This window comes from Streptomyces sp. IMTB 2501 (genome assembly GCF_001953885.1).
In the GTDB taxonomy this organism is placed as follows: Bacteria; Actinomycetota; Actinomycetes; order Streptomycetales; family Streptomycetaceae; genus Streptomyces.
Window position 1 is genome coordinate 174636 of record NZ_MQUS01000014.1, and the last position, 15736, is coordinate 190371.

The 15736-nt window shown below is 72.0% G+C and carries 10 protein-coding genes and 1 pseudogene; 5 read left to right on the top strand and 6 right to left on the bottom strand.

Annotated elements, in window-relative coordinates; all coding sequences use genetic code 11:
• Position 1 precedes the first annotated feature (1 nt).
• The gene (locus AV521_RS24435) at positions 2 to 1954 is read left to right on the top strand and encodes an HEXXH motif domain-containing protein (RefSeq protein ID WP_076090751.1); all 1953 of its coding nucleotides are present in this window, start codon (positions 2 to 4) and stop codon (positions 1952 to 1954) included.
• Positions 1955 to 2002: 48 nt separating this feature from the next.
• On the opposite strand, the gene fxsT is transcribed toward AV521_RS24435, so the two are convergent.
• Both fxsT and AV521_RS24445 read right to left on the bottom strand, forming a co-directional pair.
• Positions 2003 to 6457, bottom strand: coding sequence for an FxSxx-COOH system tetratricopeptide repeat protein (gene fxsT / locus AV521_RS24440; protein ID WP_256725668.1), 4455 nt, complete (start codon positions 6455 to 6457; stop codon positions 2003 to 2005).
• Positions 6450 to 7331, bottom strand: coding sequence for a MoxR family ATPase (locus AV521_RS24445; RefSeq protein ID WP_256725669.1), 882 nt, complete (start codon positions 7329 to 7331; stop codon positions 6450 to 6452). Before AV521_RS24445 ends, fxsT begins: the two co-directional genes overlap by 8 nt.
• On the opposite strand from AV521_RS24445, the gene AV521_RS51050 reads away from it, so the two are divergent.
• The gene (locus AV521_RS51050; protein WP_256725670.1) at positions 7318 to 7512 is read left to right on the top strand and encodes a hypothetical protein; all 195 of its coding nucleotides are present in this window, start codon (positions 7318 to 7320) and stop codon (positions 7510 to 7512) included. The two genes, AV521_RS24445 and AV521_RS51050, sit on opposite strands and share 14 nt — an antisense overlap.
• A gap of 58 nt (positions 7513 to 7570) precedes the next feature.
• Here AV521_RS51050 and AV521_RS24450 read toward each other — a convergent pair whose 3' ends face one another.
• Positions 7571 to 9211: a hypothetical protein gene (locus AV521_RS24450; RefSeq protein ID WP_076090753.1), complete on the bottom strand. Its 1641-nt coding sequence runs from the start codon at positions 9209 to 9211 to the stop codon at positions 7571 to 7573.
• Positions 9212 to 9427: 216 nt separating this feature from the next.
• Between AV521_RS24450 and AV521_RS24455 the strand changes: the two genes are divergently transcribed.
• Complete coding sequence (locus AV521_RS24455) at positions 9428 to 10309, top strand: S-4TM family putative pore-forming effector (RefSeq protein WP_143658641.1); 882 nt, start codon at positions 9428 to 9430, stop codon at positions 10307 to 10309.
• Positions 10310 to 10342: 33 nt separating this feature from the next.
• Here AV521_RS24455 and AV521_RS51055 read toward each other — a convergent pair.
• Positions 10343 to 10486 (bottom strand): annotated as a pseudogene (locus tag AV521_RS51055) (transporter); the annotation flags it as partial.
• A gap of 24 nt (positions 10487 to 10510) precedes the next feature.
• On the opposite strand from AV521_RS51055, the gene AV521_RS24460 reads away from it, so the two are divergent.
• Both AV521_RS24460 and dmpI read left to right on the top strand, forming a co-directional pair.
• The gene (locus tag AV521_RS24460; RefSeq protein WP_076090829.1) at positions 10511 to 11377 is read left to right on the top strand and encodes a LysR family transcriptional regulator; all 867 of its coding nucleotides are present in this window, start codon (positions 10511 to 10513) and stop codon (positions 11375 to 11377) included.
• A 92-nt stretch (positions 11378 to 11469) separates the two neighbouring features.
• A complete protein-coding gene (gene dmpI, locus AV521_RS24465; RefSeq protein ID WP_076090755.1) occupies positions 11470 to 11652 on the top strand; it encodes a 4-oxalocrotonate tautomerase DmpI in 183 nt (60 codons plus the stop codon).
• Between the two features lie 112 nt (positions 11653 to 11764).
• On the opposite strand, the gene AV521_RS24470 is transcribed toward dmpI, so the two are convergent.
• The gene (locus AV521_RS24470; RefSeq protein WP_076090756.1) at positions 11765 to 12556 is read right to left on the bottom strand and encodes a trypsin-like serine protease; all 792 of its coding nucleotides are present in this window, start codon (positions 12554 to 12556) and stop codon (positions 11765 to 11767) included.
• 204 nt (positions 12557 to 12760) lie between these two features.
• Complete coding sequence (locus AV521_RS24475; protein ID WP_076090757.1) at positions 12761 to 15589, bottom strand: AAA family ATPase; 2829 nt, start codon at positions 15587 to 15589, stop codon at positions 12761 to 12763.
• Between the last annotated feature and the right edge of the window lie 147 nt (positions 15590 to 15736).

Consider the following 15736-nt stretch of genomic DNA (forward strand, 5'->3'; position numbering starts at 1 on the left):
GGTGGGTGGCTCCTCTCTGTCCTCGGGGTGGTCGGCATCAGGACTCCCGCGACACGGGCTTCCTCCCAGGCACTTCGACCTCCTGGCCGGCGGCGGGGCCGGGCACGCGGTCGTCGCCCATCTGTGGGACTCCGAGCGCAGCCACCGGCTGGTCCTGCTGGGACTGCTCATGGGGTCCGCGAGCAGGCGCGCCGACGCGACGGGGCCCTTGTCGGACATCGAGGCGGCCTGGGACCTGCTCATCGCCGCTGAACGGCAGAGCGCCGCGATAGCCGACGACATGCTCCTGCTGCCCGAGACGGGGCACTGGCTGCGGCACTGCCTCGGGCGATTACAAAGCCCCGGCCACGGGCGGGAGCCGGGCGATCCGCCGCTCTGGGCCGACGTGGGCCATCTGCATCTGCTCGCCGCCGTGGCCGGGGTGCGCAGCGGGCTCCCGTTCCGGCTGAGGGTGCCCGTCCGGGCCGGACGGGTCTGGTTTCCCACGCTCGGCTGCGCCGTGCTCCCGGGGGAGGCCAGGGCATGGCAGACGGCCGAGGCCATGTACGACTCCCGTACGCTCATCGTGACGCCGAGCGGCACGGGGTCCGGCGGCCCCGACCCGGTGCGGATCGAGCGGCCCTTCGCGCAGCCGTCCGCGCACTGGCAGGTCCCCCAGGTGCTGTCCCTGGACCTGCCGGACGGCCCCCGGCGGGTCATGCTGCACGAGCTGGGCCCCTACCGGATGCAGGGGAAGGCCTGGGACACCCCGGACCGGGCTGTCGGCCCCGCCGCGGCGGAGGCGGTGCACCGATGGACCGAACTCCTCGAACTTGCCTGGCCGTTGCTCGCCCGGGTGGATCCCAGCGGCGCCGAGGACGTCACCGCCTGTCTGCGGTCCATCGAGCCGCTGCCCGTCGCACGGCCGTTCCGCTGGCACAGCGCCACGATGGAGGACGGCATGGGCGGCATGGCGGCGTCCGCACCGGCCGGGACCGAACCCGCCGCCGCGGCCCAGTTCGCCGCCGTGCTCACGCACGAGGCGCAGCACAGCAAACTCAGCGCCCTGCTGCACATGTACTCACTGCACACCCCCGATGCGACACGGCGTTTCCAGGTGCCCTGGCGAGACGACCCCCGCCCGTTGCGGGGCGTGCTGCACGGGGTCTACGCCTTCACGGGAGTGGCGCGGTTCTGGCGCGGCCACCTCCTCAACGGATGCCCGCAGGACGAGCAACGGCTGGCGGCGTTCGAGTTCGCGTTACGCCGCCGCCAACTGCTGCGGGTGCTGCCCGCGTTGGAACGGGAGGCGGAACTGACCCCCCTGGGGCGCAGGTTGGTCGGCCGGCTGCTAGAGACCGTGCGGGAGTGGGCGGACGAGCCGGTTCTGCCGGAGCCGCTCGCATGGGCGGAGCTGGCCGTCGACGACCACGCCCTGAGCTGGCGGTCCCACCATCTCGCGCCCGATCCGGACCTGGTGGCCGACCTGGTGCGGGAGTGGGGCGACGGCCGGGCCGGGACGGCGGCACCCGAGCAGGCCTGGCACTGTCCGCCCCCGCGCCTGGTGCCGGATCCGGCGGCGCGGCACCTGGACGCCCGCGCCGTGCTCATGCGGATGCGGCTGATGCGCGTCACGGCCGTCCGGGTACGGGCCACGGACGCCCTGGGCGACCTCGTGCTGGGGGCGCGGCCGGCGGACGTCCACCTGCTCGACGGCCGACTGCCGGCCGCGGAGCGCCTGTATGCCGACGAGATCAGGGCACACAGCGACGCCGGCCCGGCTCCGGGCACCGTGTGGTCCGGGCTGGCGTGGACCCTGCGGGGGCGGCGGGAGCGCGAGGGGGCGGCCCGCGCCCTCACCGCCTGCCCGGAACTGGTCCGGCACGTCTACGCGGCCGTCAAGCTCAAGAGCGCGTCCGCACCGGACCCCCTCGCCGTGGCCGAATGGCTCGGCCACACCGTCGCCGTGCCCTGACCAGGGCCCGCGGCACCGGCCCGGTGCCGTGCCGTGCGCTGCCGGGGCCTAGGGCATGGGGTCGGCGTCGCAGTTGGAGCGGCGCCAGGCCTCGGCGTCCGTGCAGGCCGGGTGAACGGCCCCGAGCTTGCTGCGCAGTCCCTCCACGGCGGCCGTGTGCATGGCCTCGGCCTCCTCGGTCCGGCGCAGCGCCCGCAGATCACTGGCGATGTTGTTCATCAGGGCGAACGCGGTGGGGTGCTGTTCGCCCAGCGTGGCCTTGACCCGCTCCAGGGTGCGCAGGCCCAGCTCCAGGGCGCCGGCGGCATCGCCCTGCGCGTACCTGTCGCTGGCCAGGTTGGCGGCGCACACGAGCACCGTGGGGTGGTCCTCGCCCAGGGCCCGGACCGCGCGGTCCAGGGCGTTCTCGTTGAGGGCGCGCGCGTCCTCCACCTGGTTGACCAGCCGCAGGGTGATGGCGAGGTCGATGTCCGCCGCCACCGTGTCGGGGTGCTGCGAGCCGAAGACCTCGGCATACAGATCGCGGGTCCGCTCACCGAGTTTGAGCGCGTCGTCCAGGTTGTTGAGCTGCCTGAGGTCGATCGACAGACTGAGGGAGGCCACCAGGGAGTCCGGACTGCGCTCTCCGTAGCGGTCGGTGAGCGCCTTGCTGGCCTGCAGACTGAGGTCGTAGGCGGCCTGGTGGTCTCCGGCCTTGCGCCGTGACACGGCCAGCCTGGCCAGGGCACGCAGCGTGTGCGGGTTGGTCTCACCGAACACGTTGCGGTACTTCTCGACGATCTCCTCGAACATGCGGGCGCCGAGCGCGTAGTCGCCCGCTTCCCGGCGGTCCAGCGCCAGACCCATCTCGGACAGCAGGGTGTCGTAGGCTTCCTCGCCGTAGATGACGACGTTGCGGCGCCAGGTCTCCTCGTCGAGTTCGAGCGCCTCGCGGTAGTGACCGCACGCGCGCAGGGCCACGGCGAGGTTGTGCGTGTGGTCGAGGGTGAGCGGGTCCTCCTCGCCATAGGCGCGTACGGCCCTCTCGTGCACCTCCCGGGCGATGTCCAGGGCCCCGCGGAAATCACCGTGCGAACGGCGGTCGACCGCTACCGACCCCATCGTGGACAGCAGCTCCTCCTCCGCGTCGGAGCCCAGTGCCCGTACGGCGGTCAGCATCCGCTGGCTCAGTTCGGCGGCCTCTCCGTAACGGCCCATCCGCCACAGGACGTACCACAGGCTGCGGCACAGCAGCAGGGTCTGCTGGTCGCCCTCCCCGTACTTCTCCCGCCACCGCTCGTACGCCTTCTGGCCGAACTCGCGGGCGCTCTCGTGGTCGCCCCAGTAGTAGAGGTAGTCCGCGGTGTTGATGATGAGCTGCCGGACGTTGCCGACCTCCGAGTCGATCGCGCCGGACTCCACCACATGCGGGTACAGGTCGCCGAAGCGGCCCCAGTGGTCCGGGTCCCGGGGATCGCGGGGCGCGTTGGCCGCCAGGAGCAGATGGGCGCCGTGCCGCATGCGCTGCTGCTGTTCCTCCGTCATCCGCGCGATGAGCACCGCCTGCACCAGACGGTGCATCTGGATGCTGTTGTTGCGGTGGTCGATCTTGGCAAGGGAATACCGGTTGATTTCCCGGATGGCCCGCGCCAGGCGCAGCGGGTCGGTCAGCGCCCGGTCCAGATCGGGGGCGATGGGCTGGACCGGTGCCCCGGAGAAGAGAGACCGCGCGATGGGCTCGGGGGCGAAGTACGCACAGATCTGCAGCAGTTGCAGGGCGGCGGGGTTCTTGCTCGCCAGATGGTCCAGCGAGACGTTCCAGGCCGTTGCCACGGTCTGCTCGTAGTGCGTCGGACGGGAAACTGTCATGAGTTCTGCACGTTTCTCTGCGAACAGCCGCAGGTACTCGGCGGCGGGCATGCCGGTCTCGGCTCGCCAAGCCGATGCCTGCTCGACCGCGAGCGGCAGATCGCCCAGGACATGGGCGAGCTGGTCCGCCTCGTCGTCGGACAGGTCGGGGTTGCGGCGCTGGAGCAGCTGAATGCTCTCCGCGCGTTCGAACACGTCGACTTCCAGTGGGCGGGCGAGGGTGTTCCACTGCGGATTGCGCGACGTAATGAGGATGGAGCCGCCCGAATTGTTTTCCGAGCTGCTCGGGAAGAATTCCTGGACCGCTTCCGGACTTTCGGCGTTGTCGAACACCAGCAGCCATTTGCTGTACGGGTTTCCGGTACGCAGGGCCTCCAGCACGGCCGGTACCGCGGTGATCGCCTCACTGCTGACCGGAAGATGCAGCCGGTGGGCCAGTTCGACCAGGGCCTGGGCGATCTGCGTGGGGCGTTCGGCGGGGATCCACCAGACGATGTCGTACTGACCGGCCTGGCGATATACGTATTCCTGGGCGAGTTGGGATTTCCCGACTCCGCCGAGGCCGTGCAGGGCATGCGGAAGCACGGCGGTCGGCCCGCCCCGCAGTTCCCTTTCCAGCCTTTGCAGCAGATCTTCCCGTCCGGTGAAGACGAGATTGCGCGGCGGCATGTTTCCCCAGACCATGGGGCGCACGGTGGCAAGAGGCGCGGGACGGCTCAGTGTAATTCCCTGCCGTGACCCAGTGTCGGGGTAAGCCGTGACCATGGTGGCGTCTCCTGGGGAGGTGCCAGTATCAGCGTGGCCGAGCTGCTCGGCCAGCACCGGTGCCTCGGAGGTGTTCGGTTCAGTCACTATGCCATAGCTTTCCGTGTGTGGCGCGATGGGTCGCTCGCCGCGTGTCGATTCGCTCATCTGCTGTGTTGATTCCTCGTGCGCCCGAATGAGCTGCCCGATTAACCGGGCCCGGCGCGCGTGGGCGCCGGAGAGCGATCGGAGAACCGCGAACTCGATCTCGCGAAGTCGCCGATTCTCTTCGGTGACCTTCGGTTTGGAGGCGGTTGCTCCATCCAGGTAAGCCAGCATCTCCCGTGCGGCAGCGCTGCGCGGGGCGAGTAACTCCGCCACCGCTTTTGTGGCCAGTTCGGTGGCGTGCCGGTTGCTTGCCGCCAGTACTTCCTCGCGGACTCCCGGGTGAAAGGAGAAAAACCCGTCGTCGGCCGGGTCGGAGGTCACCAGGTCGCTCATGAGGAACTCGGCCAGGTGCTCCGGCCCGGTGCGCGGCAGGGTGCGCCGTTGCAGGGCCGTCATGACCCGCAGGTCCAGCGGAGCGGTGGCGAGGCGGGTGGCCAGCTGGAACGTGTCGGGAGAGGCCCAGACCCGGAACAGGGCGACGCGTTCCGCCGCGGTCTTCTCACGGGGTGCGCGCACGGACTCGGCGGGCGGCCGTGAGGTCCGGGGCAGGAGCAGGGCGGCCACCTCGGTCCAGCGCGGCCCCGTCCCGGTCAGGAACGTGGTCCAGGGGAGCAGCCACTCCTCGGACAGCTCCAGGACGGGGACGACGGTGTCCGTCCGGTGGGCCGGAGTCCGTCCCGACGGCTCCGCGTACTCCCACGACCCGGGGCCCGGCCGGTCGCCCGCCGTGTGCAGCCGGACGCGCTCCAGCCGGTGCAGCGCGCTGCGGTACCACAGGTGTTGGGGCAGCACGTTCAGGACGGCGGTCGGCTGATGGCGGCCCCAGGACGCGAGGTGTGCCTGTACGGCGCCGGACTGCCAGGCCGGAGCCAGACCGTCGGTGAGGACGAGGACGAGCGTGCGGCCGGTGGGATCCAGCAGCCGCCCGGGCGAGATGCCGTGCGCGGTGCCCGGCCAGTGCACGGACACCGACTCGGGCCGGCTGGTGTCGAGATGGAGCAGCCGGAAATCGCCGAAGCCGCCGTACTGCCGGAACAGGCGTGCGGCGTGTTCGGTGGTGTCACGCCACACGGCCATCCGTGGTGCGACGTCGAGGAGCAGCACCGCGTGCCAGCGCGGACCCGGTCCCGGACGCATGGCGGGCGGCAGTCCGGGATCCACCGCCAGGCGTTCGGCCGTGGCGTCCGTGTCGACCTGCGGCGCCCTAGGGTTCGGGGTCTGCCGGCGCAACGGCCGCAGGGCGCGCGCGAGGTGGGGGAGCGGGGGGTCAGGACGGGGACGCAGGGCGCGGATCGGGCGGACGGTGCCCGTGTCGCCGGGCGCCGGGAGGTCGTCTGTGAGCGGGAGGAACGGCAGCGGGTCCGGCTCGGTGGGCCGGTGGTCGCCGTTGGTGCGGCCGCGCCGGATGTCCTCCGCGGGCGTCTTCCGGTCGGTGCGCGGGGCGAGGAGGTCCCGGTCCGCCGGCCACTGCGGGAACCGGGGCGGTGGTGTCTGCTGCTCGGCGGGGGCCGGGTTCGGCGCCTGTCGAGGAGGCCGGGCGGTCGGCGGCGCGTGCTCGGGCGGATCTCCCTCGTCGCCCGCCCAGGCCGCGATGTCCGGGTGGCAGGCCGCGAGCCACAGGGCGTCCGCGATCTCCCGTGGGTGCAGTTCACCGACGGGCACGGCGGAGGCGGCGGCGGCGGACGCTCGACTCGGTCCGCCGGCCGCCTCGCGACCGTTGATCTTCGGCGGTTGGTCAGACACCCCAGTCCGCTCCGTCTCCGCTCAGCGGGTGCCAGATAGCTTCGAGGACGGCCTGCCACTCGGCGTGGTCCTCCTCACCGTAGGAGTAGGCACCTGAGGTGACCAGGTGTGCCGCATTGAGTAATTGGTCGGATGCCAGTCCGTCGACCTGAGCGCTGCGCGTCATGAACTCCTGGACGAGCCTTTCTTGCACGTCTCCCAACCCGCCCCCGAAGTGTGCCGCGACCAACTCGCCCAGCGTCTCCGGTGTGGGGTCCGGTATATCAAGTCGCAGGCATCGGCGCATGAACGCCTCAGGAAACTCACGTTCACCGTTGGACGTCATGATGACGATCGGGAATGATCGAGTTTTGATGATCCCGTCATTAATTGTCGCGGTCCTGCCCGGGTCTGCCGTGTAAACGGTGACACTCCCCGTCCGGCGCTTCACCCGAACGAGAGGCTGAACCGGGAACCAGCCGTCCTCGAACAATGACAGCAGGTCATTGGGAAGGTCGGCATCTCCCTTGTCCAGCTCATCGATCAGCAGGACACGCGGCAGACGGTGGGGCAGGAGGGCGGTGCCCAGTGGACCCAGCTGGATGAAATCGCCGATGTCCAGGGCGGGCACCGGTGATCCGTCGTCGGCGGCGTCCTGCCCTGACCCGCGCTCCTGTGCCGCGAACCACGCCTGTCCCGCCTGCGCACGCCCCAGGACGTCGTACTCGAACAGCCCCGAAGCCAGCGTCGTCCTGCTGGTGACCGGCCATTGGAGCACCCGTCCCAGGCCCAGTTCACGGGCGATGCGAAAGGCGAGCGCGGACTTGCCGACGCCGGGCCGGCCCGTCACCAGCAAGGGACGCCTCAGCAGGAGGGCGGCGTTGACCAGCCGCACCTCGGCCGCCGGCGGACGCCGGGTCGCCGAGGCCGGTCCCAGCCGCCGGTCCGCCTCGCCGTCCTCGGGGGGCGCGGGCTGCACCGGCCCTCCGTCGAAGGTCCGCCAGCGCGGGCCCGGCGGCCACGGGCGGTCCTCGTACGGCGTCTCGTCGGTGAACGCCGCACCGGTGCCGGTGTAGAGCCGCGGGCCCGGAGGACGACCGTCCGGTGCCGGTAAGCCCGCCTGAGGTGATGTACTCATTCAATCCCCCCTATGAACGCGGCGGGCGCGCCGGCACCATCGCCCAGCAGCTGCTCAGGGTCGTCCCAGACGACGCAGAGGTGCCGGGCCGAGGCCTGCGTACGGCCGTCCGCAGGCGTTGCGGAATCGCTCTTCCACTGTCGGGCATGGAACGGAAGGCCTGCCAGACCGCCTTCGGTCAGGCCGTCCCGGACCATGCCATGGAACTGCTCGGAGGTCGCTTCCCGATGGAGTATGAGGACAGGGATGCCCAGATCGATGGCCACGCGAACTTCTCCGAGGCCGGCCGTCCTGCCGGCGGCCGGCGGCTCGCTGAGCACCATGGCGACGACGTCCTCCTTCGTGCCGATCGTCTTGTCCAGGCGCCCGAGATGCTCCTTCACGGGACGGCCCGCCTGGTCGCAGTAGTGGACGGCCTTCTCGTTCTTCGGCGCGTCCTTCCAGCGTGCCCAGCGCATCCGCCAGATCTGGTAGCTGTCCCGCCGGTGCAGGCGTTCCAGGCTGTGCAGAACTATCTCCGGATACTTGCTGAACAGCGGGTTGGCGTAGCCGAGCGAGGGGTCGCGGTCCCACCATTCCACCGGCTCGTTCAGTAATTCGGTCGGCAGGAAGAACTCCAGCACCACCTCTTGGGCGCGCGTGTGCCACATGGAGGCCATGCGGGTCAGCATGCGCGCCACCGTGGCCGGTACCTGCGCGCGGGGGACCGGCTGCTGGGCCTCGCCCTCCTTGGCGTGATGCAACTCCGGGGACTCGGCGTACTTCACCCGGGCGGACACCCAGTAGCGGCGCCCCCTGCGTGCCGGCCGTCTGCCGGTCCCGGGCAACGGTGTGAGGTCCGGTACGAGTTTGATGTACAGCCTGATCACCGGGCGTTCCGGCCGGGCGGGCGGGTCCGCCGGCTGACCGGGCGGGGCTTCGGGCTCCACGACGGCGCGTGCCACCGGGAACACGACGGCGCGCTCCGCCGGGGAGGACCGGCCGCCGAGCAGGGACGCCCGTAACTCCGCGAGGCCGTCCTCGCCGTCGGTCAGCTTCCACCGTTCGGCGAAGTGGTCGTTCCAGCCGTGCAACTCGCCGACGTGCGAGGCGAGATCGGGGTGGAGAGCCAGGTGTTCCAGCAGCAGCATGCCGGGCGACAGGACCGTGCCCGGCAGGCTCGTGAGGCCGGAGAGATGCAGGAACGCGTGCCAGGCCGTGGTGCAGTACGCCGGCAGACGCACCCGGCCGCCCGTGATCACCGCGACCGTCGTGTCGAGTTCGGGCAGACTGACGGCCAGGGCGTCGCGCAACGCCGTCCAGTCCCTGCCGTCGTAGAGCCGCAGCGCGTAGAACTCCTCCATGAGCGGCATCAGACGATGCTCCAGCGCGGGGGCCACGAGACAGGTGGCGTCCACCAGCACCGCCAGCCCGTCCGGCAGCTCCTCGCACGCCCGCACCGCCGCGACGAACTCCTGCTGGGCGGTGGGAAGCTCCTCCAGGGCCTGACCGCGACTGCCAAGCCGCCGCGTCAGTTCCAGCCGCCACTGGTGCCGGCCGCGAGTGTCCGTCAGAGCCGACGACTCCGCCAGGACGCCCACGACCCGGCGCACGATCCCGTTGCGCTGTTCGGTCTGGACAGCGAGTCCCCATGGCATAGGCGTCTCTCCCCCGCACGCAGCCCCACCTGGCGCCTCCGCTCCAACACCCGATCAGGGTATGGGGATTGGGCGCACAGCCAAACACGTTCGACGAGATTCACGGGTAGGAACATGGTCCGGGACGCCGCGCCGCGGCGGACGCCGGAATAGGGTGCTGCACGTCCAGGGGTGAGCAGGGGGGACCACGTGAGTCAACGAGTGCCGGCTCCGATCGTGCGACGCCAGAACGACGAGGACCTGCTGACCGTGCTGCGTGCCGGGGAGTCCGCGCACGCCCGCGCCCGAAGACTCGCTTCCGCCCGGGTCGCCGTGTCCGTGTTCCTGGCCGCGGGCGCGGTGCTCGCGGTCGTGGTTCCGGCCCTGCAGACGGTGCTCACGACGGCCGGGTTCCTGTGGGCGCTCGTGTATGCCGTCGGGGCCGGCTCGTGGACGGAGAGCGAGTTCCGCACGGCGGCACTGCTGCAGGAGACGTTCGACACCCGGCTGTACGACATCCCGTGGAACGAGATGCTGGCCGGGAACGCCCCGTCCGCCGACGAGATCAGCAGGCTGGCGCGGCGCTACCAGGGGCCGGAGGAGCGGCTGCGGGACTACTACGAGATCCGTGAACTGCCGCGCCCCTTGGACCTTCTGTCCTGCATCCTGCAGAACCTCGCGTGGGGCGCGCGGATCCGCCGGCGCTACGCCGCCGCGGTCCAGGCCGGCGTGATCGGATGGATCGTCACCGGGGTGGCCGTGGGCGTGTCTACCGGAATGACCCTCGCCTCCCTGCTCACGACCTGGTTCATCCCCTCGCTGGGGCTGCTGCTGCTCGGTGTCGACATCGTGCGTGCGCAGCGTGAGACCGCGGCGGCGCGAGAACACGCGCGGCAGGTGATCCTTCGGGAGATGCGAGAGCACGCGCACTCGGGGCTGCCGCCGGAGCGCGTCCCGGACCTGCTGGTGCTCGCCCGGCAGGCCCAGGACGTGCTGCTGCGGACTCGTCTGGCACAGGCCCGGGTGCCCAACTGGTTCTTCCGGAGGTTCCTGGACAGCGACCGTGCGGACTTCGCCGCCGCCATGGACGAGGTCGGCAGCTGGCTGCCGCGGGCCTGAGGCCGGCGGCGGGCCGGTCAGATCGACGCCCGCCGCCTCCGCCGGCGCCCGCGTCTCCGCGTTCTGCTGCTGGGTGAGGATCTCGGTGAGGGCCTGGCGGAAACCGTCCACGCGCTCGCTGATGCGGGTGACGTGGCCGGCGACGTCCGGCAGACAGCGCTGGAGTTCCTCGTCGGTCTCGGCCCCTCTACAGTCGGGCCCATGGAACTCCGCCAGCTCAGCTATTTCGTCGCCGTCGCCGAGGAGTTGCACTTCGGGCGGGCGGCCGAGCGGCTGCACATCGTGCAGTCGGCGGTCAGCCAGCAGATACAGCGGCTGGAGCGGGAGCTGGGCGCCGAGCTGTTCGACCGCTCGCCGCGCCGGGTGCGGCTGACCGGGGCGGGGGAGCGGCTGCTGCCCGAGGCACGGGCGGTGCTCGCGGCGGCGGAGCGGGCGCGGGCCGTGGTGGCGGTGCCCGCCGGGCTGCGCCTCGGCACCAGCACCGGGCTCGGCGCGCATCTGGACCGGGTGCTGGCCGCGTTCGCCGCGCGGGCGCCCGAGGTGCCGGTGGAGCTGGTCTCGCTGCCGGCCGGCGAACGGCTGGCCCGGGTCGCGGCGGGCCGGCTGGACGCCGCGTTCGTCCGTTCGGCCGAACCCCCGGCCGGAGTACGGGTGCTGCCCCTGTGGTCCGATCCGCTGGTCGCCGCCCTGCCGGCCACGCACCCGCTCGCGCGGCGGGACGAGATCGACCTCGCCGACCTCGCCGGGCTGCCCCTCGCCCTCGCCCCGCGCCGCGTCAACCCCGCCCTGGCCGACCTGGTCGTCGGCGCCTGCCACGCGGCCGGGTTCGAGCCGGTGCCCGGGCCCGCGGGCGGCACCCTGCACGACACCCTCGCCACCATCGGCGCCCGGCCGCTGTGGACGGTCGTCTACGCCTCCCACGCGCGCGTGCTGGCCACGCCCCGGGTGGCGTACGTCCCCTTCCGCGCGCCCGGCCTGGCCCTGGCCACCGGGCTCGCGGTGCCCGCCGCCGACCCCTCGCCGCATCTGGAGAAACTGCTCCTGGCCTGCGGTGATCATGAAAGCTGATCGCTGTGGTCGCGGACTGCTTCTTGGTCGGGGGCGCGTGCCGCGATGGACTGGACCCACCGAACAGGAAGACCGTTCAAGGGAGTTCAGTCATGCCGATCGTCACCATCCAGCAGGGCCCGCGCGATGTCGAGCTGAAGCGGGAGCTGGTCAAGCGGGTCACCGACGCGTTCGTCGACGCGTACCGGATCCCGGCGGAGACCGTGCAGGTGTGGATCCACGAGGTGCCCGCGGACAGCTGGGGCGCGGCCGGGAAGCTCACGGCCGACAAGTAGCCCCCGCGTCCCACGGGGGTGGATGTGGAGAGGGGAGCGTTGCGGGCCGCTCGTGGTGGCTCGCAACGCTCCCCTGGCATTTACCCGAGGGGTGCTCGGGAGGTCTTCCGGGTCACGAGTTGATCTGCGCGGTCACGAGGTCCGAGAAGGTGGTCAGCCGGGTGTACACACCCGGGTAACCGGCCTCCGCGCATCCCTCGCCCCAGGAAGTGATCCCTGCCAGGACGCCCCCGATGAGCAGGGGACCGCCGCTGTCGCCCTGGCAGGTGTCTACGCCGCCGGTGGTGAGTCCGGCGCACACCATGTCGGACTGGACGAAGTCCGAACCGTAAGAAGTCTTGCAGCTGGAGTCGGCCACGATCGGGACGGTCGCGGTCCGCAGCTGGTTGGAGGAACTGCCGTTCTCGGAGGTGGTCCCCCAGCCGAGGATCCGGGCCGTGGTGCCGGCCGCGTACACGCTCGTCTGGGAGGAGGAGACGTACGACACCGGGGTGTACGGCAGCGCCGTCGACAGGGTCAGCACCGCCACGTCGTGGCCGTTGGTGGCGTCCGTGTAGTCCGGGTTGACCCAGATCTTGCTGACGTTGCTGACGGTGCCGTCGGTGCCGTTCAGATAGGTCCGGCCGCCGACCACGTGGACGCTGCCGGCGGACTCGCCTGCCATGCAGTGCGCGGCCGTGACGACCTTCGTGGCGGCCACCAGGGTGCCGCCGCAGAACTGGTTCCCGGACGCGTCGGTGATCTGGACGACGAACGGGTACTCCGTCGTGGTGGTGGTCGTACCGCCGACGATCGGCTGCGGTGCGGCGCTCGCTGTGGGGGAGGCGAGCAGCGCGGTCGCCGCGGTGGCGGCGGTGGCCACCAGGATCGCGGCGGTCTTTCTGGCACGTCTGAGCCCGAACATGAGTCTCCTCAGTGGGGTTGCACCGGTGGGGGGTCGCATCGGGCGGGGGTTTGCACGGGGGTCGCGGGACCGACCCCCGTGTGCCCGGGCGAGCGGCACGCCCTTTACGCTAGGACCCGGAACCCTCGGCTCCCAATGAGGGAACCCCCTAGGGGGTTGGGTGAGGGAAAACCCTCGGTCCGGTTCAGTTAACCGGCCGCGTTCTCACTTCGCGCGGCGAGCTGCCGCCAATCGGACGATGTCCACGCGGGAGCGGATCCCCAGCTTGCGGTAGACCCGGGTCAGTGTCGCCTCCACCGTCTTCACGCTGATGAACAGCCGCGCGGCGATCTCCCGGTTGGTGGCGCCCTCCATGACCAGCGCGGCGACCTGACGCTCCATCGAGGCCAGCACCTCCAGCCCGGCCAGCCCCTCCAGGGCGTCCGGCACGGCGAGCGCCGGTCCCGGCTCGGCAGTGGTCAGGGATTCGTCCACTTGGCGCAACCAGGGCAGCGCCCGGCAGCGGCGGAACATCCGGGTCGCCTCGTCGTAGGCCGACGAGCCGGGGCGTCCGCCGTGCAGCCGGGCCAGTGCGAACGCCGCCCGTGCCTCCTCCAGCCCGTAGCCGAGCTTGCCGAGCCGGTGCTGAGCGGACGTCAGCTGGGCCGCGGCGGCCTCCAGGTCGCCCTGGGCGGCCCGTACCAGGGCCTCGGAGCGGTCGAGGACGGCGAGGACGCTCTCCCGGTCCAGCCGCAGCGCGTGCTCGCGGCTGGTGTCGATGACGTCCTGCGCCTCGGCCGGTTCACCGATGCGGACCAGTGCCTCGGCGAGGTCGCCCTGCCAGCGGCCGCGCGCCGGGTCGGTGATGCCGAGCCCCAGTTCGAGCCGGCGCACCCGGCGCAGCGAGCGGACCGTGCCCGCCGGGTCCCCGGCCACCAACTGGGCGTACCCGAGCGCGCCCAGGGCTCTGGAGAGGTACATCTGGTCGCCGTCCTCCTCGGCGTGTTCCACCGCCTCCCGGGCGAGGGCGAGGGCCCGGTCCACATCGCCGCCGGAGGCCTCCGCGAGCGAGGTGAGCATCGCCGAGGCGGTCTCGCCGATCCCGGAGTCCCGGGCGAGGCGCAGGCTGTCGCGGGCCAGCTCCAGGGCGCGCCCGCAGTGCCCGGCGCGCAGCTCTGTCTCGGCGAGGCCGCGCAGGAAGTGCACCTCGCTCTCCACCGAGCCGCGCCGGCGCACCTCGCGCAGCAGGGCGGTGACCGTCGCCCGGGCCTCGGTCAGCTGGTCGCCCATGACCAGCCAGCGGAACCGGGCGCTGCCCGCCCCGTTGTGGTGCCAGGCCACCCGGGGGTCCTGAGGTTCCTTCAGGGCGCGCTTGATGGTCCGGGGTGCCTCCGGGTGGCCCATCAGGGTCTCGGTCTGCGCCTGGAAGGCCAGGGAGAGCAGTTCGGTGCGCCGGTCCTCGCCGCGTGCGGCCAGCTCGGCGGCGTGTGCGGCGGCCTCGCGGGCGTCGGTGAAGTCGCCCTCCACGATCAGCGCCCGCCAGGCCAGCTGGTAGTGGACCAGGCCCAGCAGCCGGGGATCGTCGCCGGCGTCGGCGAGGGCCTGCGGGAAGACCGCGTCGACCTCGGCCATGGTGTGGCCGGCGCTGTCGATGACGATGATCCAGGCGCGCACCCGGTCGGCGGGGACGCTCGCCCGGGACAGCACCTCACGGGCGATGTCCCGGGCCAGGTCGAGTTCGCCCGCGGTGATCGCGTCCTCGGCGGCCTGCAGCCGGCGCTCCTCCGGGCTCGGTGCGCTGTCGGCGGGGGTGCGCCGGGCGGCCAGCAGCCCGAGGTGGGCGGCGACCGAGGGGGCGCCGCGGTCCCGGGCGAGGGCGGCGGCCTCGGCGAGCCGGGCGGCGACCTCCGGATCGGTGCCGCTGCTGGCCAGGGCCAGGTGCCGGGCCCGTTCGATCGGGTCGGAGGCGGCCGTGGACAGGGCCGCGTGCGCGGCGCGCCGCTCGTGTGCGGGTGCCTCCGCGTACAGCGCGGCCGAAATCAGCGGGTGCGCGAACCGTACGGCCGGGGCGTCGGGCTCGGTGGCCAGCAGCCCGAGTTCGGCGGCCTGGGCGCACTCGGCCTCGGCGTTCTCCCGGCCGGCCGCGTGCAGCAGCGCCGGGGTGGGCCGGGCACCGGCACTGGCCACGAGCAGGGTGCGGCGGGCCTCGACGGAGAGCATGTCCAGGCGGCTGAGCACCAGGGCGCGCAGCGAGGTCGGCACCGGCAGCGGCTCGCCCGGCCGTGGCGGGGTGGGGCGCTCGGCGAGGGCGCGGCCGAGTTCCAGGGCGAACAGCGGATTGCCGCCGGACGTGCGGTGGATCTCGCGGACGGTGGAGCGGGGCAGTGAGCCGTGGCCGCGGTGGTCGAGCAACTGGGCGACCTGGGTGCGGGAGAGCGCACCGAGCCGGACCGCGAGGGTGCCCGGCGGGCAGGCGCGCAGATGCCGGTCGTACTCCTGGCTCTCCTGGCCCTCGGTACGGACCGCGCACAGGAGCTGCACCGGGGTGCCCTCCAGGCGCCGGGCGGCGAAGCCGAGCAGTTCGGCGCTGGCCGGGTCCAGCCACTGCAGATCGTCGGCGACGACGAGGACACCGCCCTCGGCGGCCAGCGCGCGCAGTGCGGAGAGCACCGCGAGCCGCAGGGCGAGGCCGTCGCGCTGCAGGCTGGACTCGCCGCGGCCGGTGAGCGCCGACTCCAGGGCGGTGCGCTGGGCGACGGGCAGCCGGGGGGAGACGTCGTCGAGGACCAGGCCGAGGAGGTCGGCGAGGGCCAGGAAGGGGAGGTGGGATTCGGACTCGGTGGCGGAGCAGCGCAGGACGGTGCGCGCGGTGGCGCCGTATTCCTCGGCCAATGCCCGCAGGACGGTGGATTTCCCAATTCCGGCGGGACCGTGGAGCAGCACACTGCCACCCGAGGCGAGTTGGTCACGGGCGCCGGCGAACAGTTCCTCGCGGCCGATGACCAGGTCGGGGCGGCACCTGGCAGGCTCCTGGAAGTCCCGTCGCACGGTCACCGCTCCCCTCGTGTGTCGTGTCCGGGCCAAATTCTAGGCAACGATCCTTGAAATTCGGACGGAAGTTGTGGTGAGGGAAATAACAAACGGTCACGCATAAGGAAATTCAAGGCGTCTCCGCTTGAATGGGCAGGTTTCCTCAAGGCC

Excerpts from the sequence above, each read along its gene's own strand:
- AV521_RS24450 (WP_076090753.1), bottom strand. The coding sequence starts at position 9,211 with ATGCCATGGGGACTCGCTGTCCAGACCGAACAGCGCAACGGGATCGTG.
- AV521_RS24460 (WP_076090829.1), top strand. The coding sequence starts at position 10,511 with ATGGAACTCCGCCAGCTCAGCTATTTCGTCGCCGTCGCCGAGGAGTTG.
- dmpI (WP_076090755.1), top strand. The coding sequence starts at position 11,470 with ATGCCGATCGTCACCATCCAGCAGGGCCCGCGCGATGTCGAGCTGAAG.
- AV521_RS24470 (WP_076090756.1), bottom strand. The coding sequence starts at position 12,556 with ATGTTCGGGCTCAGACGTGCCAGAAAGACCGCCGCGATCCTGGTGGCC.